The organism is Streptomyces sp. NPDC033178, assembly GCF_055577685.1.
Map to the genome: position 1 here is coordinate 141,907 of NZ_JBVIPT010000006.1, position 19,403 is coordinate 161,309.

The following is a 19,403-nucleotide window of genomic DNA, read 5'->3' on the forward strand; positions in this document are numbered from 1 at the left end:
TGGAGAGCGTCAAGAGAAGTGACGTAAATTGGCTCAGCCACTCATCCACTGGGCCACTTGCCCACAGGGTCGCTGAGCCGGTCACCCCCGGTGTTACGCTGCGCCCACAGGGGGACGAACCACCCGCAACAGGGGACAAGGGGGACGGGCATGACCGACGCACTGCGCCCGATGACTGCCAAGCCGCGCCTGTACGAGCAGGTCCTCGACCGGTTGCGCAGTTACGCGGCCGAGGGCGGCCTGGGCGCAGGCGACCGCCTCCCGCCCGAGCGCGACCTGGCGGCCCGCCTCGGCGTCAGCCGCGCCTCGGTGAAGCAGGCCATCGTGGTCCTGGAGGTGCAGGGCCTCGTCGAGGTCCGCCACGGCGGCGGGACCTACCTGGTCCGCGACACCCTCGACGCCGAACCGGTGGAGCAACTCGTCGAGCGGCGCCGCCGGTTGCCCGACGTGCTCGACGCCCGAGAGGCCCTGGAGACCAAGCTCGCCGAACTGGCCGCCGAACGCCGCACCGACGAGGACGTCTCCGCCATGGACTCCGCCCTCGTCCACATGCGGGACGAGATCCAGGCGGGCGGACACGGAATCGAGGGCGACCGCCTCTTCCACGCGGCGGTCACGGCCGCCGCACACAGCGGCATCCTCGCCGAGTTCATGCGCTCCATCGCCGACCAGATCACCGAGAGCCGCCACGAGTCGCTGCGCCAGCCGAGCCGCCCCACCCGTTCCCTCACCCAGCACCGCGCGATCTTCGACGCGATCGTCGCCCGGCAGCCGGGCCGGGCTGCCGCCGCGATGCGTAGGCACGTGCAGACGGTGGCGAGGGTACGACTGCTGGACTGGGACCCGGAGGAGAACGAGGAACAGGGCTCCTGACGGCCGTGGTTCAGGATCGGGCCCTGTGGCGTCCCTGGTCCAGGATCGGCCCTGTGGCCTCCCTGGTCGGGATGGGCCTCCGGCGGTCCTGGTCAGGGTGGGCCTGTGACGGTCCTGGTCGGGGTGGGCCTGTGACGGCCCTGGTTAGGATCGGGCGTCATGACCGCGCCCACCACGCCTCCGTCCGGCCCCTCTTCGCGCTCTTCGCTCTCCTCGCCCGCTGCTCCCTCCACTCCCGCGTCTCCCGCGCCTTGCGCGTCTGCCTCCTCTCTCTCGACTTCCGCGGACGGACGCGAGCCCACGATCCTCGCCACCTCGGGGGGCCACCGTGCCGGGGGCGGCCGGACCATGGTGGCGTTCAACGCCCTGGTGCATCACGCGGTCGAACTCTCGGGCGCCCACGGCCGCCGCCCCCGCGTCCTGTACGTCGGTACGGCCATAGGCGACGCGGAACACTTCACGGCCCGTATGACCGAGGCCGCACGCGTGGCGGGCTTCGACCTCACGCCCCTCAACCTCTTTCCGATGCCGAACCTCGACGACATCGAGGGCACCGTCCTCGACCAGGACGTCGTCTGGGTCATGGGCGGCTCGGTGGCGAACCTCCTCGCGGTCTGGCGGGTGCACGGCCTCGACGACATCCTCCGCAAGGCCTGGCGCTCGGGCGTCGTCCTCAGCGGGGTCAGCGCGGGCTCGATCTGCTGGTTCCGGGGCGGCACCACGGACTCCTTCGGCCCCGAACTCCGCCCGGTCACCGACGCGTTGGGCCTCCTCCCCTACGGCAACGGCGTCCACTACGACACCGACGCCGGCCGCCGCCCCCTGGTCCACGAACTCGTCGCGGACGGCACCCTCCCCACCACCCACTGCACCGACGACGGAGTGGGCCTGGTCTACCGCGGCACCGAACTGGTCGAAGCGGTCACCGAAGTCCCCGGCAAGGGCGCGTACATCGTGACCCGCGACGGCGACACGGCCGTCGAGGAACGCGTCGAGCCGCGCCGGCTGCCAGGCATCTCCTAGCGTTGCGCGCCCGCATCGCCACTGATCTCGCCATCGCTGCTGGACCCGCTACCGGACCCGCTGCTTGTCCCGATGCTTGTCCCTCTACTGATCGCCGCCTACTGATCGCCGCGCAGATAGCGGGTGACCATGGCCACCAGTTCGTTCCCGAACGTCTCGACCGGGATGGTCCGCGGGCCGGCCATGAGCATGTGGGTGTTCATCTCGACCGTGGTCACGATCAGTTCGGCCGCGGTGTCGAGGTCCCGCACGCGGACATCCGGGTGCCGGGCGAGGAGATCGCGCACCTGACCGACGCGCTTCCTTCCGTGCCGGTCGATCGTGTCGATCACTTCCTGCGAGAACGACGCCTCCTCGATCATGATCCGCAGCAGCTGCGGATCGTCGCGGTGGTTGTCGATCGCGTCGCGGACCAGCGCCCGCACCGTCGCCTCCAGGCTCCCGGGGGACAGATCGAGCTCGTCGGCCTGTGTCCATGTGCCGCGGTCGATGTGCCGCACCACCAGCTCGGCGAGGATGGCGTCCTTGTTCGGGAAGTACTGGTACAGCGAGCCGATGGAGACACGAGCGCGTTCGGCGATGCGGTTCGTGGTGCCGGCGGCGTAGCCGTGCTCGGCGAAAACGTGAGCAGCGGCGGTGAGGATGCGGTCGCGGGTGAGCTCCGCGCGCACCTGGCGGGGCCTGCGACGTGGCTGAAGACGGCGGTCGGCAGACGGCATCGGGAGGCCTCCTCAGAGCGCGAAAAGCGAGTAGCCAAAGAGCTGAGCCATTGCTCACAATAGTGCCATGACCTGCGAAAACAAGGCCACGTCCGATGCGCGGGAGAACCGGCTGAGTGCCCTGCGCCGACTGACGACGGTGGACGAGGTCGAGACGATCGTCGGCCGCCCGATGTCGGCGGTCATGCTCAAACAGATCAGTGCCCTCGACGAGGGCTGCCGGACCGTCCTCGCCCGGTGCCCGATCGCGGCCTTCGGCTACCGGGACGCCGACGGCACCCGCAGGACGACCTTCGTCGGCGGCACCCCGGGGTTCGCACGCGTCCACTCGCCCACGCGGATCTCGTTCTCCCTGCCCGAGCCCGGCGACCCGTACGGTCCGGTCTCGTTCTTCTTCCTCCTGCCGGGCGTCGGGGAGATCCTGCGCGTCAACGGTTCGGTGGCCGCCCGGAAGGGCGCGGAGACGACCGTCGACATTGCGGAGGCGTACGTGCACTGCGCACAGGCCGTCCTCCGGTCCCGCCTGTGGCAGCCGCGCGCCCCGGCCGGACCGCCCGCCCCGGCCGGACCGCCCGCCCCGGCCGGACCGCCCGCCCCGGCCGAGCCGGTCGCCGAGTTCGAGGGCGACGGACCCCTGTACCGGCCCGGCGTCGCCGAGTTCCTGGCCGCGGCGCCCTTCCTCGCGCTGTCCACCTGGGACTCGTCGGGTGGGAGCGACACGAGTCCGCGCGGGGACCGGCAGGAGGTGGCACGGATCCTGGACGGCCGCACGCTCGTCGTCCCGGACCGGAAGGGCAACAAGCGCGCCGACACGCTCCACAACCTGCTGCGGGACGACCGGCTCTCGTTCGCCGCGCTCGTTCCGGGGCGCACCGGTGTGCTGCATGTCCGCGGCCGCGGTGCGATCACCGACGATCCCGCGCTGCTGGAGACGATGGCGCTGCGCGGGATGCCCCCGCACCTGGCGCTGCTCATCGACGTCGAGCACGCCGAGGTGACCGCCAACGACGCCGTGGCGCGCTCACGGCTGTGGACCCCCGGCGCGCACGTGGACCGCGGCACGGTGCCGGACCTGATGGCACTGGCGGGAGAACACCTCGCCGCCGGTTCCGCCGACGCCGAGGGCGGGCCACCCGCGTTCCTGCTCAAGGCAGTCGGGGCGATCCCGGGGATGCCCCGGCTGCTGCGGCTGGTGATGAACCGCGCCTACCGTTCCGGGCTGCGGAAGGAGGGCTACGAGGACGTCAAGGAAGAGGTCAACGAGGACGTCCGGCCCGGTGCGGGCGGGCGCCGCCGCGGCTTCCTGCGCCGACGCCCTGGCGCCTACGGAGGAACCGGCGCCGGAGGAACCGGGGCCCGAGGAACCGGCGCCCGAGGAACCGGTTCCGGAGCGACGGAGAACCCGCTCCGGGAAGTGCGCATCGCCGAGGTGCGCAGAGAGACACCGAGCGCGGTCACCCTCGTACTGGAGGACCTTGTCCCGGAGGGCGCCGGCGCGAACCCGGGCTCGTTCGACTTCAAGCCCGGCCAGTACTTCACGCTCGTCGCCGACATCGACGGCCGCCCGGTGCGACGCGCCTATTCGGCCTCGTCGGCGCCCGGTTCGGCCCGGCTGGAGGTCACCGTCAAGCATGTCGAGGGCGGCCGGTTCTCCACCCATGCGCACCGGAGTCTGCGTGCCGGGGACCGCCTCGCGGTGCGCGGCCCGTCGGGGTCCTTCCACGCCGAGCCGCGGCCCCCGGACGCCACGGACGCCATGGACACCCCCGGCGCCCCCGACGAGCTCGTGCTCGTCGCGGCGGGCAGCGGTGTGACGCCGATGATGAGCATGATCCGCACCCGGCTCGCCGTCCGGCCGGGCCGCGACCGGATCGCGCTGCTCTACAGCAGCCGCAGCGCGGACGAGATCATCTTCGCCGACGAGCTGACCCGGCTGGCGAAGGACAATCCCGACCGGCTGTCGGTCACCCACGTCCTGACCCGCCGGGACGGCCGGCTCGACGCGGACGGCGTACGCCGTTGGGTCACCGGCCTCTCCCCGGCCCCGGGCGCCCACTACTACACCTGCGGTCCCGGGCCGCTGATGGATGCCGTCCGGGGCGTGCTGGCCGGGCTCGGGGTTCCGGACGAACTGGTGCACCAGGAGCACTACACCAGCGGGGCGGACACCCGGGCCGTGGCGACGTCGGTGCCGCAGGAGATGACCGTCGAGGAGGACGGACGCCCCGTCGGCACGGTGGTGGTCGAGCCCGGCCAGACACTGCTCGACGCGGGACTGGCCGCGGGGCTGCCGATGCCGTACTCCTGCACGGTCGGGAACTGCGGTGACTGCATGGTGCGGCTCCGCGGCGGAGAGGTCGCACAGAACGAGCCGAACTGCCTTACGCCGGCGCAGCAGGCCGACGGCTACGTACTGACCTGCGTGGGCTGTCCACTGTCGAAGGTCACCCTCGACATCGCCGACCAGTGATCGCCGGAGGAACCTACTGAGGTTCGGTGTTCACCAGGTCCGCCACCACACAACTCACGTTGTCCGGGCCGCCGGAGTCGTTCGCCGCCCTGACGAGGGCCTGGGCGGCCTCGGTCGGTGTGGAGGCCGCCGCGAGCGTGTCCCTGATGGTGTCCTCGGACACGACGGCCGACAGCCCGTCCGAGCACAGGAGATAGCGGTCGCCGGCGAGGGCGTCGTGCAGCCGTACGTCGAGGGCCGGGGCGGGCCCGCTGCCCGTCAGTGCCTTCAGGAGCAGAGCGCGCTGCGGATGGGCGGTGGCCTCCTCCGGGGTCAGACGGCCCTCGTCGAGCATCGACTGGACCATCGTGTGGTCGTGCGTGATCCGGAACAGGCCGCCGTCGCGGAGGAGATAGGCGCGGGAGTCGCCGATGTGGACCAGGGCCAGTTGGGAGCCCGTCCACACCATCGCGGTGAGGGTGGTGCCGATCTCGGCCGTCGGGCCCGCCACCTCCTGGACGGCCTGGGTGGCGCCCTGGACCGCGTCCTCCAGGAGGTTGAGGACGCTCCCGGCGGGGAGCGGTTCGCGGTCGAGGAACTTCAGGGCCTCGACGGCCGCGCTGCTCGCGGGCGCGCCCCCGGACCCGAAGCCGTCGGCGACGGCCAGGACGCGGGCGCCCGCGTACGCGGTGTCCTGGTTGGCGGGGCGTACGAGGCCGGTGTCGGACAGGGCGGAGTAGCGGAGTTCCAGCATGGCGGTGTCCTTACTCGGATTGCCCGGGTTGCCTGGCATGCCTGGCTTTCCCGGGACGGTTCGTGACAGGTGGTCGACGAGGAAGGCGGCCAGGTCACGGCGGGTCGCCGTCTCCGACTCGATCCGCGCCCAGAAGGCGCGGATCTCCCGTGCCGCTGCCGCCGGTTCCAGCGCACAGACCTCGCGGATACCGGCCAGCGGCATGCCCAGCCGCCGCAGCCAGGCCACCAGGCGTGCCTGCTCCAACTGCTCGGGCGCGTAGTAGCGGTATCCCGTCTCCGGGTCCACCCGCGCGGGACGCAGCAGCTCCAGCTCGTCGTACAGCCGAAGTGCCTTCGGCGACAGCCGGGACGCCTTCGCGAACGCCCCGATCGTCAGCATCTCCATGCGCGCACCCCCATGAGCAGTCAGCCAGTCAGCCAGTCAGCCAGCAGGCCGGTCGGTCTGTCGGCCGTTCCTCGTCTCGCCACCGATGCTGTGGCCTCCCCAAAGGTGAAGGTCAAGCGGCCCGATCCGGTTCCCGGGCCGGTTGTTAGTCTGCGAGCGGGATCACCGGAGCCGACGTACCCATGAGGAGCCCGCCGTGGCACGCACCGCCGCCCGCATCGCACTCGTCACCTGCCGGGAGGTCGAGGAGTCGGGGTACGACCGTGATCTGTCCGTTCTCGCGGACGCGGTGGAGCGGGCCGGGGCGGACGCCGCCGTCGTGTGCTGGGACGACCCCGACGTCGGGTGGGACGGCTTCGACCTCGCCGTCATCCGCTCCACCTGGGACTACAGCTGGCGGGCCGCCGAGTTCGTGGCGTGGGCCGAGCGGTGCGGGGCGCTGACGGCACTGGCGAACCCCGCGGCCGTCGTCCGCTGGAACACCGACAAGCGGTATCTCGGCGACCTCGCAGCCGCCGGGGTGCCCGTCGTCGACACCCGCTACCTCGCCCCCGGCGACCCGGCCGACCTGCCCGCCGACCGCGAGTACGTCGTCAAGCCCACCTCGGGGGCGGGCGCCCGCAACGCCGCCCGCTACACGCCCGAGGACCACGAGACGGCCGTACGGCATCTGGAGTGGATGCACGCGGAAGGGCTGACCGCGATGGTGCAGCCGTACATGGCGAGCATCGACACGGCGGGCGAACGGGCCCTGCTGTTCTACGGCGGGCGCTTCCTGCACGCCATCCGCAAGGGCGCCGTCCTGGAACCCGGCACCGCCTACGACGCGGACAAGGTCCCGCACCCGAACCTGCGGCCGTGGGAGCCGACCCCCGCCGAACTCGCCGTAGCCGAACGGGCGTTGGCCGCAGTGCCGGACGCACCCGAACTGCTCTACGCCCGCGTGGACCTGGTGGACGGCGACGACGGGGCACCCCGCGTCATGGAGCTGGAACTCGTCGAGCCCAATCTCTTCCTCTTCCTGCACGATGCCTCGGTGCCGGTCGTCGCCGAGGCGATCATCAAGCACGCGGCCCGGTGACCGCCATCCGCTGAAGCAGCCCGTACGTGAACTCCGCCACGCAGTCGTGCGGTACGCCCGACGCGTCCGGCGCCGTGAACGCCAGCCCCCACCGCGTCGGCGCCGACCCCTCCAGCGGCCGGGCGGGCGCGAAGGCGCGGGCCGCCTCGTCGACCGCGCAGGACCACGGGGTCAGGTCCTCCAGAGTGCGCAGTTCGGGGGAGGGGGCGCCCGGCGCGCGGACCAGCCACTCGTTCCAGGCCGCGCCGTTCGGGGCCACCAGCACCTCGAAGCGGAGGTCGGCCCAGAGGGGGACCGGCCACAGGAGCGCCTCGCAGGACAGGTCGCCGATCTGCCGGGGCGTCACCGACTCCGGTTCACCGAGGATCGAGCGGTAGCGGGCGACCGCTCCCCGGCCCCGCGGCACATGCCGCATCGCCTGCCAACGGCGGTTGGCCTCGCGCATGTCCGCGATCGAGGCGCCCAGCGCGTGGCGGGCGTCCTCCACGAGGTCCGGATTGTGGTCGGCCATGCGGCGCAGCAGGACCAGCTGGAAGTCGAGCGGGGTGAACGGGCCGGCGGGCCTATCGGGTCGCTTGGCGGGAGGCATGCGTCCCATCGTGGCGTACGTGCCCGGCGCGGTGCGCGTCGCCCGGGGTGCGGCCCGTCGGGAGGAAGAGCACCGAGTTCACGTACCGGACGTACCCCGGGCTCCGCACGGTCAGTACCCGCCGCAGCAGGCCCTGGGAGACCACGTGCGAGGCGTGGGCCTGGTGGGACTCCAGGTCGAAGGAGGACAGGGGGAGCCAGGTGTCGTCGGGCAGGACCCAGCCCTTGTATCCGCGCTCGGTGAGGAACGACACGACAGGCCTGATCGGCTGGATGCGGGCCTCCAGTTCGATGAACAGGGCCGGGCGGTCACGGGTGAGGAGGGTCGTCGCCCCACGCAGCACCGCCAGCTCGTTGCCGTCCACGTCGATCTTGACGAAGCCGACGTCGTGGAGGTTCAGGCTGTCGAGGGTGAGACAGGGGACGTCCAGGGCGCGGGCGTGGATGTCCCGGCGGACGAGTGACGAGACACCCCGGTCGCCCTGGTCGCCGGACGGCAGCCACAGGCGGGCCGTGCCCCGGCGGTCGCTCGCGGCGGCCCGGACCACCCGGACGTTCCCCGGTGTCGCGGCGGTCAGCAGCCGGGCCAGATGCGGGACGGGCTCGACCGTCACCACCCGGTGCGCCCGCTGCGACAGACGGCGCGTCCAGGGGCCGTACCAGCCGCCGACGTCCACCGCCGTGCCGCAGCCGGGCGGGCAGAGATCGCCGAGCCGGGCCAGTTCGGGCTCGAAGCGCGGATAGACGAACCGGGCGGCGGCGGCGACCAGCCGCACCGGCACGAAGGGGGCCAGACGGGCTGCCAGGGTCATGGGGTCACGTCTCCGGGGGTCTGGGGCCCGCTGCGGGAGCCGCCGACGTCGCTGCCCCCGGTCATACGCAGCAGCAGGTCCTCGTGTTCGTTGTCCGTCACCTGCTCGCCGGAGGACGGAAGGAGCTGCGGGATGCCGTCCACGATCGGATAGCGGCGGCGCAGACGGGGGTTGTAGAGAGCGTCCTCAGTACTCTCCGGACCCTCCGTCTCCCTTTCGAGGAGATGCAGCGGCCCCTTGTCCAGCGGGCACGCCAGTATCTTCAGCAGTGGGTCGTCGGGGTTCATCAGTGGTCAACTCCCTTGTGGGGGGCGGGGGTTGGGGCTCTTCCGGTGGATCGTGCTGTGATGGTGGACCGGGCTGCGCCGGCGGGTCGTGCTTGGGCATCGCCAGGAGTACGGAGACCGCCAGCGCCGTACCGCCGATGCGCAGCGCCAGCCGCAGCGGATCCTCGGGCAGCGCCTCGCCGAACGCGAGCGTGCCGAGCACCGCGGTGAACAGACAGGTCACCGTCGTACAGACCGGCACGATCAGCGAGGCCCGGCAGCGCTGCAGCGCCGCCTGCGACATCACCAGGCCGAACACGCCGGTGAACAGCAGGAGATAGGGGTACGGGGAGCGCAGCAGATCGACCACCGCACCGCCGAGGCCACTTGAGGTGAGGTAGCTCGACACCCCCTTGATGGCCAGCGAGCTGACCCCGTACAACAGGCCCACCGCCACGCCGTATTCGACGCCCGTGGTCGGCATGCGGTGCCGGTGGCGGGCGCGGCGCTCGGCGGACGCGTACAGCCAGACGCCCATCGCGAGCGACGGTACGCAGACGAGCAGGATGAGTGGCGCGGGGGCGCTGCGGCTGACCGTGTCCGAGCCCTCCTTGAGGGACAGGACGACCATGAGCAGCGCGATCAGGATCGCGCCGATCGCGTACCGCTCGCGGCCCGAGGTCTCCTCGCCGAGCAGCACCGAGGAGAGCAGGACGAGGATCACCAGGCCGGAGACGAAGATGCCCTGCGCGGCGGCGATCGGCAGCGTGCGGTAGACGACGAGCTGCGCGCCGAAGCCGGACGCCAGGGCGAGGGAGCCGCCGATCCACAGCGGACTGCCGAGGACCAGCCGCAGCAGACGGGCCGGCTGCCGGACGGTCACCTGGGGCATCGCCGCCAACGCCCGCTTCTCCAGCACGAATCCGGTGCTGTACAGCACGTTCGCCAGCAGGGCCGCGGCCACCCCCCACCACATGGTCTACGTCCTTCGCGCGTGCAGGAGCAGGATCGAGGACATCGACGGCACGGCACACGCCAGCCGGTCCAGCGGGCGCAGCGGCCGCGGCACGCCGTGGAAGGGCGCGCCCTTCAGCCGTACGACCTCGAAGCCCGAGGCGGTCACGAACTCCCGCAGCGCGCGGGCCGTGTAGAGCCGCAGATGGCCCACGACCTCCTTGCCGGGGCGGCCGTGGATGGCGCGCAGACTCACCTCGGAGAAGACGGGCTGGACACCGGCGAGCAGCAGTGCGCGGTTGTACCAGGCGGCCAGGTTGGGTGTGGACAGCATGAGATGACCTCCCGGGCGGAGGATCCGGTGGATCTCGTCGAGCGCCGCGTCCGGGTCCACGAGGTGTTCGACGACCTCGCTGAACAGGACGGCGTCGGCGGAGGCGGACCTGAACGGCAGCCCGCCGTCGGTGAGTTCGCCGCGTACCGCGTACGGCAGGTGTGCGTGGGCGCGTCTGAGGGCGTCCTGGGACCAGTCGACGCCGACGATGCGATGGCCGGCCAGGAGCGGCGCCGCCGTCGCGGCGGCGGAGCCGTCGCCGCAGCCGATGTCGAGGACCGTCCGCGCACCGGACGTGGCCGGGCCGAGCGCGGCGGCCAGCATCCGGGCCTGGCGCAGACTGCGGGGCGCGCCGGAGGCGACCGGCACGGCCGGGTCCTCGTAGAAGTCCCGCAGCCCGTGCGGAGGTTGGCCGCCGGACGGGCTGCGGGGCGGAGCCGTGGTCATGGGGCACTCTCCGTGGCGTGTTCCGTGGCGTGCAGGTAGTGCTCGAAGAGGTCGCGGAGATGGGAGCCGTCGCCGTGACTGAGGAGTGTGCGGGACCAGCGGAACGCCACGTGCAGTCGGCCCGCCGTGGACGCCGTGGTGACCGTGAGACCGCGCGGCATCCGGGCCGGCGCCGAGAACCACACCGCGTGCGCCCGCCCCGCCCCCTCGCCGAAGTCGAGGGCGTACGGAATGCGGCCGATGTTGCTCAGCAGCGTGGTCGACGTCCAGGGTCCGGCGGCCCTCCGCAGCCCCCGGGTGAACGCGGCCCGCCACGCCACCGGCACCACCGGCGCCGTCAACAGGGCAGCCCCGTGGCCGAGTTGGGGCCGCGGCAGCGCCTTGAGGGCACGGGTGCGATCCGCCGTGCGGCGCAGCAGGCCCGCCATGTCGGAGGCGTCCAACTCCGCGGGCGCGAAGGGGACTTCGACGAGGCGCGTGCCGTTGCCGATCGGCATGTCGGTGTCACGGGTGCGGTCGTCCACCGGCATCGTGATGCGCAACGGGCGCGGCCGGGCGCCGTGTTCCCGGTTCCAGTGGGTGATCATCAGCGCCGTGGCCACCATGAGCTGGTCGTTCACGGTGTACGGGGAACCCTTGGGCCGACGCGGGACGCCGAACTCGGCGACGAGCATGCCGTTGCCGGGCGAAGGCTCGGGCGCCCCGTGCGCCACCCGCGCGGGCGGCGCCCAGGTCGAGGGCGCGTCGATCGGGCTCGGCGCCTCGGCCGTCGTACGGGTCGGGGGCGCCGCGGGGGAGTTGTCCCGGCCGCCGTACAGCTCGGCGGCGGTGGCGAGGACCCGCAGACAGGCCGGGCCGTCGAGGGCGGTGTGGTTGATGGTGACGAAGAGGACCGTGTCGTCGGCCTCCGGATCGAGGACGACTTCGAGGCGGATCGGCGGCGAGGCCGACAGCGGCGGGGCGTCCTGGAGCGCACGGTCGCGGGCGTGCTTCAGGGCGTCCCGGTCCGGCGGCGGGAACAGGACGACCTCCACGTCCGCGTCCGGGGTGATCTCCCACTCGTACCGCCGCCCGTACCAGGGGCGCCGCGCCTCGCGCATCAGGATGCGGGGATGGCGGTGCAGGGCCCCGGTGAACGCTCTGCGCAGCCGGTCCGGGTCGAGACGGCCCGGCAGATGCACCTCGATGTGGACGGTCTCCGGCTCCTCCTCCTGGAGGCAGTGCCGGGCGACCTCGTCCACGACGGGGAACGGGATGCGGGCGGGCGGCCGTACGGGGCCGTCCGTGCCGTCGCGTGCCGGGTGGTCCAGCGTGGTCATGTGTGTTCGCCTTCCCCCGTCTCCTCGGGTCGGGCCGGCCGCGGGTCCTCGGGGCGGGCGGGCCTGGCGTCCTCGGGGTCGGCGGGCCTCGCCGCTTCGGGCCGTTCCGGCCTCGACTCCTGGGGCGGTGTCGCCTTGAACCTCGGCTTCCGGAAGCCGAACCGGGTGGTGGGCGGGTCGGGATCCGGTTGCGCGGACCCCGGCCCACGGGCGGAGACCGTCGGACCGGACGCCACCCTGGGTGCGGGCGGGGTCCCGGCCTCTCCGGAGGCGGGGCCGGCTTCTTGCTCCGGAGCCGCGCCGGGGGTAGGCGACACTCCTGGGACCGTCGGCGCTCCGGGCGATCCGGCGGCTCCGGGCGATCCGGCGGCTCCGGGCGTTCCGGCGGCTCCGGGCGTTCCGGCGGCTCCGGGCGTTCCGGCGGCTCCGGGCGATCCGGCGGCTCCGGGCGTCCCGGACACCCCGGACATCCCGTGCTGTGCCTCGGGCGCCCGGGACGATTCGGACGCGCCCGGCCCAGCACTCTCCCCCCGCCGCCTCTGCGGCAGCGGCTCGGTCGGCGCCTCGGTCCCCGGCGCCGGCGGTGGCAGCGCGCTCGCACTGGGAGCACCTGGATACCCCGGAGCGGCGGGAGTGCCGGAATACCCGGAAGCAGCGGGAGCGCCGGAAGCAGCGGGAGCGCCGGGAGTAGCGGGATACCCGTGAGCGCCGGAAGCCCCGAAGCCCTGCCCTCCGCCGCCGAGACCCTGGCCCCCGCCGGGCCCCCGAGCCCCGTACGAGGCCTCCCCGACCGACACCAACCCGGCGAACAGCCCGATCAGCGCCAGCAGTTGGGCCGTGGGACCGAAGGCCCCCGCGCCCTCGGAGACCGGCTCCCCGGCCCCGGTCGCGGCGGCGATCCCGGCCCCGGCGAGCGCGAGGAACGCGATGGGTACGAGCAGGGCGTGCCGCCGCCAGGCGAGCAGCGCCAGCACCGGCACCAGCAGCGCGAAGAACCCGGCGATCACGATCCCGACCAGGGTGAGCGCGACCGTGCCCAGGATCAGACCGGGCGGCGGCGGCACCGGCGAGGGCTCGTCCGTGTTGGGCGAGTTCCGCCGGTAGAGCACGAGCCCCGCGAGCAGGAGCACCGCGACACCGCCGCCGATCAGCCCGGCCTCGTACAGCGTGGACGGCTCGTACGAGAGCTTGACCGTGCCGCCCGCGCCCGCCGGGACCCGCCAGCCCTGCTGCCAGCCGTCGAGCCGTACCGGGTCGAGCTTCTTGCCGTTCAGCGTGGCCTTCCAGCCGTCGTTGAAGTTCTCGTACGTCGTCAGGTACGAGGCCGCGCCCGAGCCGACGCTCACCTCGCGGCGGTCGCCGAGCCAGTCCCGTATGCCGAGTTCACGGTTGAGCGCGGTGGGTGTGGTGAGTGTCCCGCGGGTCAGCGTGACGTCGGTGACGGCGAGCGGTCCCGCGTCCCCGGCCTCGACCCGGTGCGAGCCCGAGCCGAGGGACAACTCGGCGTCGGCGCGCCCCTCCTGGCAGAGCGTCAGCTCGATGGGCCGCCGCTCGACGAGGTCCTGAACCGTGCCCTTCGCGCTGGTCTCGTACAGCTCGTCGTCGATGGCGAGCGTCGGGCCCTGTCCACAGGGGACGTCGAAGGTGCGGTTGGACCGGGGCTGCGGGGTGCGGTACTGGTCCAGGGCCGGGATGTACGCCTCGGTGAGGCCGACCGGCAGTTGCAGGTCCTCGTCGGCGAGCGGGTTGTGGACGGTCATCGGGGCCGTCTCGGTGATGGTGATGTCGAGCCGGTCCGTGGTGATCGGATCGAAGCGGACGACGCCGTTCTCGTCGACGCCCGCGATCGTCGAGCCGTCCGGCGAGCTGATGTTGACCTCGGTCGGCCGGGTGGAGAGACCGCCCGCCGGGGCCAGCACGATCTCGCCCACGGCCTGCTTGTCCGGCCAGCTCAGATGGATGGTCGGGTTGTCCCCGGCGATCCACGCGGTGGTCAGGCTCCCGTCGGTGAGGTTGCGCGGCGAGAGCCCGGTGCCGAGCAGGGCCGTCGAGTCGGCGGTCGCCGTGATCCGGTTCCGCTGCTCGGGCGCGACCTTGTAGAGCAGCGCGTCCAGCTCGTCGCTCGGCACGGGGATCGCGCTGGCCTTCACCTCGTACGTGCCCGCCGACTCGGAGGTCCAGCGGCGGTGCAGCCCCGCCTCCGTGCCCGTCGGGGAGAAGCCGCCCGGGTCGGTGGCGCGGTGCAGCGAGACGACCTCGGCGGCCGCGTCGGTGCGCTCGGCGTCCGTCGGGAGCCGCAGCATGCGGGTCACCTGGACATCGGGGATGGTGATCTCGGAGAAGCCCGCGCCGGACAGGTCGGAGTGCCGGGCGGCCGAGTCGACGATGGTGACCTTGAGCCAACTCGTCGCCCCCTCAGGGGCCTTGATGCGCTGCCGCATGCCGTTGGCCTGGAGGGTGCTCGTTTCGGAGCCGCGCTCCGTCTCCACGCGCACCCGGGTCGGCGCCGACCGCACACTGTCCTGCGGCAGCGGGGTGACCCGGATCGAGTCGGGGATCTCCGTCTCGTCCGTGAAGCCGATCCGCAGCCACTGCCCGTCCGCCGAACCCGCGGCGCCCTCGGCCCACGCGGTGTTCGGGTTGCCGTCGAAGGCGTTCACCGGGTCGTACTGCGGCAGATAGAACATCCAGTTCCCGCTCGACGACGCGGACACCGAGCGCGCGCCGCGCAGTTCGGCCACCGTCTGGTGCCCGATGCCCTCGGTCGGCAGGATCTGGTGCGGTTTCTCCCCGGCGTCCTGGAAGCTGCCGGAGTGATTGCGTTCGTTGCGGGTGTACGTGTACGAGGTGTTGGCGTTGACCAGGCCGAACCGTGTGTCGGCGCGCCGCAGTCCGTCGCCCACCACCTGCACCTCGGGGGCGCCGAGCCCGGGATGGTTGTCGCCGGTCAGCACGGCGGCCCGGTCCCGCATGGTCGGGTCGGCGGACAGCGGCAGCAGCGCCTCGGGCCCGCCGGACACGACCGCCGTGTCGGCGACCGCCTTCAGACCGGCCTGCCCGGGCCGCGGCACGTCCGCGCTCGCCGGCTCGTAGATCTCGACGGCCCGTTGCCGCGGGTACAACCCCTCTATCTGTACGGGGGTGTTCTCCGCGATGCGCCCGCCCGTCATCACCGGACCGAGGCCGGTCACCCGCCGGTAGCCCGACTCCTCCAGGGTGCGCTTGACGGTCGTGGTCGGTACGTAGCCGAGCTGGTCGGGGTCGAGATCGTTGCGTACGACGACGTAGTAGAGGCCGGCCCGGCTCAAGTAGTCGGCCAGGCCCGGGACTTCGCCGCCCGTCAGCAGGGACTGCTCGACCGCGTCCATCGCGCGCCGGTTGCCCGCGGTGCCGAACGGCACGTAGTCCCGCTGGGCCCAGCGGGAGTCGGCGAGCACGTCGAGGGGCTGGTCGATGGGCGAGCCCCAGGTGTAGATGCCGTGCGCGGTGGCGGGCACGACGAGGGCGCGGGAGTCCGGTGAGTACTTCTCCAGCCAGTCGGCCGTGGACTGCCAGTACTTGGGAAGCTGCTGGAACGAACCGGGCTGCAGGATCGACCCGTTGAGGTAGGGCCAGGCGAGACCGGGGAGTACGAGGACCACGGCGACCAGGGCCACGTACCGGCGGCCGCGCACGGGACGGGCGCCGCGCGACTGCGAGGCGACGCCGACCAGGTGCATCAGCCCGAAGACCAGCGCGAGGGCCAGCCCCGTCTGGAACTTGTAGATGTTCCGGAAGGGCACGAGCCCGCCGTCCAGCCAGTCCTGGACGACCCCGTGGAAGGGCGCGCCGAAGGAACCGCCGTACCCGGCAAGGGTGATGAGCACGACCGACAGCACGGTCAGCACGAGCCAGCGCCGTTCGGGCAGGTCACGGCGGGCCAGTCCGGCGAGACCGAGCCCGGCCGCGAGCGCCGACGAGACGATCACGACCACCGAGGCCGCGACCGTCCAGCCGGCCGGCAGCCAGGCCTCGCCGAAGTGCAGATACGCGACCCAGTTCCCGGCCCCGCGCAGGGCCTCCGTGGCCGCCATGGTGTCCGTCGTGGTCTGCGAACTCTCCACGTACGGAAGGAAGTTCTCGCCGTAGAAGCCCAGCATCAGCAGCGGGACCACCCACCAGGCGGTCGCCAGGAGCACGCCGGGGATCCACCAGGCGATGAGCTTGCGCTGCCGGGGGCCGCGCGGGCGGGAGAGGAGATAGAGACCGACTGGCAGCAGGGAAGCCAGAGTCGAGGCCGCGTTGACGCCGCCCATGAAGGGGATGACCAGCGCCGAGCGCAGGGCGGCGACCCGGGCGCTGTGGCGCTCGTTCGTCAGCGGCAGCAGCACCCACGGAAGGAAGGCGCCCGGCAGCGCGGCCGCCGAGGTCGAGCCGACGACGATCGTGAACACCGGCCACAGCGCGTACGCGACCGCGCCGAGCAGCCGGGACGCGTGACTGCCGATGTCCAGCCGCTCGGCCAGCCGCAGCGCGCCCCAGAAGGCGACCGCGACGATGAGCGACATCCACAGCCGCTCGGCCAGCCACACCGGGAGGTTGATCAGCTCGCACAGGCCGTAGTACGGCAGCATCGGGAAGGCGTAGCCGACGTACTGGTCCGCTATGCCGCCGAAACCACCCCGGTCGTGCCACAACTGACCCAGGTCGGACAGGAACTGCCAGGGGTCGAGCGCGACGCCGAGCTTCGTGTCGAAGGTCTGCCGGCCCGGGTCCACGGCGAGGAACAGCACGAACACCACGGCCCAGAACCCCAGCAGCCACCGCCTCGACCTCGGTCCCTGCGGAGGACCGGGGTCGGGGGCGAGCGGGCGGGTGCGCGCCGGGGGAGGGGCCTGGACCGTGCTGGTCATGGACACCGCCGGAGAATGAGGAGGAGGTTCCAGGTGGCGAACTCGCGCAGCCCGGGCGCCTTCGCGACGGCCTGGGCGAGGAACGGCCAGTAGCGGGAACGCGCCGAGACGACCGTGACGTCGTCCCGGGCACGCACCTGCCGCAGGGTGGGTCCGATGTGTACGGCGAAGAGGTTCTCGCCGAGGGTGTGCTTGGCGGGCCTGCCGGTACGACGGCTGTAGCGGGCGCGAGCCCGCTCGGCGCCCAGGTAGTGCCAGGGCGCCCACTCGTGACCGCCCCACGGGGACAGCCAGTTGGTGAACGACACGTAGATCAGCCCGCCGGGCCCGGTGACCCGCACCATCTCGCTGAGGAAGGTCTGCGGATCGGCCACGTGCTCAAGGACGTTGGAGGAGAAGCAGACGTCGGCGACCCCGTCCGCGAGCGGCAGCAGATAGCCGTCGGCGACGACCGCGCCCTCCGGCGGCTTCGGCCCGAGCTCCCGCATGTCCGGCTCGAAGAGATAGCCGTGCGCGCCGCGCCGCCGGAACTCGGCCGTGAAGTAGCCGCCCCCGCCGCCGATGTCCACGACGGTCCGGCCCTTCACCGGACCGTCGTACGCCTCCACCTGGTCGGCCGCGTCGCGCGCGAGCAGCGAGTAGCAGCCCTCCGGGTCGTCCTGTTCATGGCGGAAGGCGCGGAAGAGGGCGAGGGAACGGCGGAAGGAGGGGTCCTTGAAACCCGTTCCTGTGCCCGGGCCGGTATCTGTACCCGGTCTCGTTCCTGTGCCCGGGCCGGTATCCGTACCCGGTCCCGTACCTGTACCGGGGCCCGTGCCTGGGCCCGTGCCCCGGTGTTCCGGCCGATTCCCCCGAGCGGGCGTCATGGCGTCCAGCTCCTCACCGCCTCCGTCGCCACCGCTCTGAACTGGCGGACCGTGCGGTGCCAACGGAACTGGGTGGCGCGGTCGCCCGCCGCCTTGCCCATGAGCGTCCGCCGGTGGGTGGACAGGGCGAGGGTGCACCAGGCCGCCGCGAACGAGGACTCGCCGCGGGCCAGCAGGCCCGTCTCGCCGTCCACGATCGAGTCGCGCAGACCGGGTACGTCGAAGGCGATGGCCGGGGTCTCGCGGGCCGCCGCCTCCGTCACCACCAGGCCCCACCCCTCGACCGCCGAGGGATGCAGCAGCAGCCAGGCGGCGCAGAGCAGCCGGTGCTTCTCGGCCTCTGAGACATGACCCCTGAACTCGACGCCGGGGCCCGCGAGTTGTTCGAGCCGCTCCCGTTCGGGTCCGTCGCCGACGATGACCAGCCGACCGCCGGTGACCGGGCGGACCCGCTCCCACAGCCGCAGCAGCAGATCGATCCGCTTGTACTCGACGAGCCGTCCCATCGCGAGGAACAGCGGTTCAGGGGAGCGATCGGCCGGCGGGCCGGGCTCCTCGACACCGTTGTGGACGACCCGGATGCGTTCGCGCTCGACCCCGATCGCGCGCAGCGCGTGTGCCGTCGACGGGGAGACGGCGACCAGCAGGTTGTGGCGCTGTGCGCCGGCGAGTGCCCAGTGTTCGAGTCTTCGTCCGAGCCGGGCGGCGGGCGCCAGCGGCCCGTTGAAACGCATCCGCCACAGGTCGGTGTGCACGTGGTTGACCAGGCAGAGGGTCGGCCCGCGGTGCCACAGCGGGGCCAGGTACGGCATGCCGTTGCAGACCTCGACGAGCAGGTCGCAGTCGCCGATCTGGCGCTGGAACGCCGATCTGGCGCGCAGATAGTGGCCGAGGTCGCCGCCCGCCGACACGACACGGTAGTCGCGGTAGGCAGCGGGGCCGCCGCACAGCAGGGTGACCTGATGGCCGAGGTGGGTCAGGCCCTCGGCGAGTCTGTCGACGAGGAGTTCGGAGCCGCCCGCGGCTTCGTTGCCGAAGTCACGACGGGCGAGGAAAACGATTCGGCGCGGCTGTGGGGGGAGCGCCGGGGGTCGCTGCGCGGAGCGGGGGAAGGCGGCGCGCAACGACGAAGGCACGTGCTGGGGCATGGGTGCTCCAACTCGTCTCGGGGTGCGGAACCAGCGTGAGGGTGGGGTGGGGGGTGAGGTGGGGCTCGGTGCGATGGCGGTGACGGTCTCCCGGTGCGGATCGGTGGGGTCTCGCGGCGGTGCGATCGGTCGTGCCGCGGTGCGGGTCGGTCAGGTCGCGCGGTGCGGATGGGTCGCGGTCGGGGTGGGGGGTGGTGCGGTTCTGTCGGTCCTCGCGGCGCGGGATGTGCCGCGAGTTCCCCGTTCCGGTGGAGCCGATCCCCACGGCTTCGATGTGGTCCTGTGCGGGAGTCCTGAATCTCCCGCGGATCGAATCCGTACGGATCGGTGGGACGGAACCTGTGGGGCTGATCGGTGTGGGTGATGAGGGCCGGCTGTGATGGGGATGTGGTCGGGCTGTGTTCGGGTGGGGTGGACAGTTTTCGCCCGCTGGTTCGTCGCGGCTACTCACCGAAGTGACAATTTCGGGGCTTTATCCAGCTGACGTCTCA

Annotated in this window: 15 protein-coding genes; 4 read left to right on the plus strand and 11 right to left on the minus strand. The window is 72.5% G+C overall.

Annotation, left to right across the window (positions count from 1 at the left end):
- The first annotated feature begins 150 nt into the window (after positions 1-150).
- The gene (locus ACZ5VQ_RS16590; RefSeq protein WP_362074634.1) at positions 151-873 is read left to right on the plus strand and encodes a FadR/GntR family transcriptional regulator; all 723 of its coding nucleotides are present in this window, start codon (positions 151-153) and stop codon (positions 871-873) included.
- A gap of 348 nt (positions 874-1,221) precedes the next feature.
- Complete coding sequence (locus ACZ5VQ_RS16595) at positions 1,222-1,896, plus strand: Type 1 glutamine amidotransferase-like domain-containing protein (protein ID WP_469105479.1); 675 nt, start codon at positions 1,222-1,224, stop codon at positions 1,894-1,896.
- A 98-nt stretch (positions 1,897-1,994) separates the two neighbouring features.
- On the opposite strand, the gene ACZ5VQ_RS16600 is transcribed toward ACZ5VQ_RS16595, so the two are convergent.
- Positions 1,995-2,615 (minus strand): TetR/AcrR family transcriptional regulator, encoded by a 621-nt coding sequence (locus tag ACZ5VQ_RS16600; protein ID WP_469105480.1) that lies wholly within the window; start codon positions 2,613-2,615, stop codon positions 1,995-1,997.
- A gap of 67 nt (positions 2,616-2,682) precedes the next feature.
- Here ACZ5VQ_RS16600 and ACZ5VQ_RS16605 point away from each other — a divergent pair, with 67 nt between their 5' ends.
- The gene (locus tag ACZ5VQ_RS16605) at positions 2,683-5,085 is read left to right on the plus strand and encodes a 2Fe-2S iron-sulfur cluster-binding protein (RefSeq protein ID WP_469105481.1); all 2,403 of its coding nucleotides are present in this window, start codon (positions 2,683-2,685) and stop codon (positions 5,083-5,085) included.
- A 13-nt stretch (positions 5,086-5,098) separates the two neighbouring features.
- On the opposite strand, the gene ACZ5VQ_RS16610 is transcribed toward ACZ5VQ_RS16605, so the two are convergent.
- Positions 5,099-6,205, minus strand: coding sequence for a MerR family transcriptional regulator (locus ACZ5VQ_RS16610; RefSeq protein ID WP_469105482.1), 1,107 nt, complete (start codon positions 6,203-6,205; stop codon positions 5,099-5,101).
- 196 nt (positions 6,206-6,401) lie between these two features.
- On the opposite strand from ACZ5VQ_RS16610, the gene ACZ5VQ_RS16615 reads away from it, so the two are divergent.
- Positions 6,402-7,286: an ATP-grasp domain-containing protein gene (locus tag ACZ5VQ_RS16615; protein ID WP_469105483.1), complete on the plus strand. Its 885-nt coding sequence runs from the start codon at positions 6,402-6,404 to the stop codon at positions 7,284-7,286.
- Here the strand turns inward: ACZ5VQ_RS16615 and ACZ5VQ_RS16620 are convergent.
- Genes ACZ5VQ_RS16620 through ACZ5VQ_RS16660 form a run of 9 tightly spaced genes read right to left on the minus strand, consistent with a single transcriptional unit; the run spans position 7,267 to position 18,912 of the window.
- Positions 7,267-7,884: a hypothetical protein gene (locus tag ACZ5VQ_RS16620; RefSeq protein WP_469105484.1), complete on the minus strand. Its 618-nt coding sequence runs from the start codon at positions 7,882-7,884 to the stop codon at positions 7,267-7,269. The genes ACZ5VQ_RS16615 and ACZ5VQ_RS16620 overlap by 20 nt on opposite strands.
- Positions 7,850-8,686 carry an FkbM family methyltransferase gene (locus ACZ5VQ_RS16625; protein ID WP_362074649.1) on the minus strand — a complete coding sequence of 279 codons (837 nt, stop codon included), beginning with the start codon at positions 8,684-8,686 and terminating at the stop codon, positions 7,850-7,852. The genes ACZ5VQ_RS16620 and ACZ5VQ_RS16625 overlap by 35 nt, the downstream gene beginning before the upstream one ends.
- Entirely contained in the window at positions 8,683-8,973 is a 291-nt protein-coding gene (locus tag ACZ5VQ_RS16630; protein WP_469105485.1) for a Trm112 family protein, read from the minus strand. The genes ACZ5VQ_RS16625 and ACZ5VQ_RS16630 overlap by 4 nt, the downstream gene beginning before the upstream one ends.
- On the minus strand, positions 8,873-9,916 hold the full coding sequence (locus tag ACZ5VQ_RS16635; RefSeq protein ID WP_469105803.1) for a hypothetical protein: 1,044 nt from the start codon (positions 9,914-9,916) through the stop codon (positions 8,873-8,875). The genes ACZ5VQ_RS16630 and ACZ5VQ_RS16635 overlap by 101 nt, the downstream gene beginning before the upstream one ends.
- Before the next feature lie 15 nt (positions 9,917-9,931).
- Entirely contained in the window at positions 9,932-10,687 is a 756-nt protein-coding gene (locus tag ACZ5VQ_RS16640; protein WP_469105486.1) for a class I SAM-dependent methyltransferase, read from the minus strand.
- Positions 10,684-12,006, minus strand: a complete 1,323-nt coding sequence (locus ACZ5VQ_RS16645; RefSeq protein ID WP_469105487.1) for a condensation protein — start codon at positions 12,004-12,006, stop codon at positions 10,684-10,686. The genes ACZ5VQ_RS16640 and ACZ5VQ_RS16645 overlap by 4 nt, the downstream gene beginning before the upstream one ends.
- Positions 12,003-16,898: an alpha-(1->3)-arabinofuranosyltransferase gene (locus ACZ5VQ_RS16650; protein ID WP_469105804.1), complete on the minus strand. Its 4,896-nt coding sequence runs from the start codon at positions 16,896-16,898 to the stop codon at positions 12,003-12,005. The genes ACZ5VQ_RS16645 and ACZ5VQ_RS16650 overlap by 4 nt, the downstream gene beginning before the upstream one ends.
- Positions 16,895-17,764: a class I SAM-dependent methyltransferase gene (locus ACZ5VQ_RS16655; protein ID WP_469105488.1), complete on the minus strand. Its 870-nt coding sequence runs from the start codon at positions 17,762-17,764 to the stop codon at positions 16,895-16,897. The genes ACZ5VQ_RS16650 and ACZ5VQ_RS16655 overlap by 4 nt, the downstream gene beginning before the upstream one ends.
- Positions 17,761-18,912, minus strand: a complete 1,152-nt coding sequence (locus tag ACZ5VQ_RS16660) for a glycosyltransferase family 4 protein (protein ID WP_362074667.1) — start codon at positions 18,910-18,912, stop codon at positions 17,761-17,763. Before ACZ5VQ_RS16660 ends, ACZ5VQ_RS16655 begins: the two co-directional genes overlap by 4 nt.
- Positions 18,913-19,403: the final 491 nt, after the last annotated feature.

Bases quoted from the DNA above. Each gene is read 5' to 3' on its own strand.
- ACZ5VQ_RS16590 (WP_362074634.1), top strand. From the start codon at position 151: ATGACCGACGCACTGCGCCCGATGACTGCCAAGCCGCGCCTGTACGAG.
- ACZ5VQ_RS16595 (WP_469105479.1), top strand. From the start codon at position 1,222: ATGGTGGCGTTCAACGCCCTGGTGCATCACGCGGTCGAACTCTCGGGC.
- ACZ5VQ_RS16600 (WP_469105480.1), bottom strand. From the start codon at position 2,615: ATGCCGTCTGCCGACCGCCGTCTTCAGCCACGTCGCAGGCCCCGCCAG.
- ACZ5VQ_RS16605 (WP_469105481.1), top strand. From the start codon at position 2,683: ATGACCTGCGAAAACAAGGCCACGTCCGATGCGCGGGAGAACCGGCTG.
- ACZ5VQ_RS16610 (WP_469105482.1), bottom strand. From the start codon at position 6,205: ATGGAGATGCTGACGATCGGGGCGTTCGCGAAGGCGTCCCGGCTGTCG.
- ACZ5VQ_RS16620 (WP_469105484.1), bottom strand. From the start codon at position 7,884: ATGGGACGCATGCCTCCCGCCAAGCGACCCGATAGGCCCGCCGGCCCG.
- ACZ5VQ_RS16625 (WP_362074649.1), bottom strand. From the start codon at position 8,686: ATGACCCTGGCAGCCCGTCTGGCCCCCTTCGTGCCGGTGCGGCTGGTC.
- ACZ5VQ_RS16630 (WP_469105485.1), bottom strand. From the start codon at position 8,973: ATGAACCCCGACGACCCACTGCTGAAGATACTGGCGTGCCCGCTGGAC.
- ACZ5VQ_RS16640 (WP_469105486.1), bottom strand. From the start codon at position 10,687: ATGACCACGGCTCCGCCCCGCAGCCCGTCCGGCGGCCAACCTCCGCAC.
- ACZ5VQ_RS16645 (WP_469105487.1), bottom strand. From the start codon at position 12,006: ATGACCACGCTGGACCACCCGGCACGCGACGGCACGGACGGCCCCGTA.
- ACZ5VQ_RS16650 (WP_469105804.1), bottom strand. From the start codon at position 16,898: ATGACCAGCACGGTCCAGGCCCCTCCCCCGGCGCGCACCCGCCCGCTC.
- ACZ5VQ_RS16655 (WP_469105488.1), bottom strand. From the start codon at position 17,764: ATGACGCCCGCTCGGGGGAATCGGCCGGAACACCGGGGCACGGGCCCA.
- ACZ5VQ_RS16660 (WP_362074667.1), bottom strand. From the start codon at position 18,912: ATGCCCCAGCACGTGCCTTCGTCGTTGCGCGCCGCCTTCCCCCGCTCC.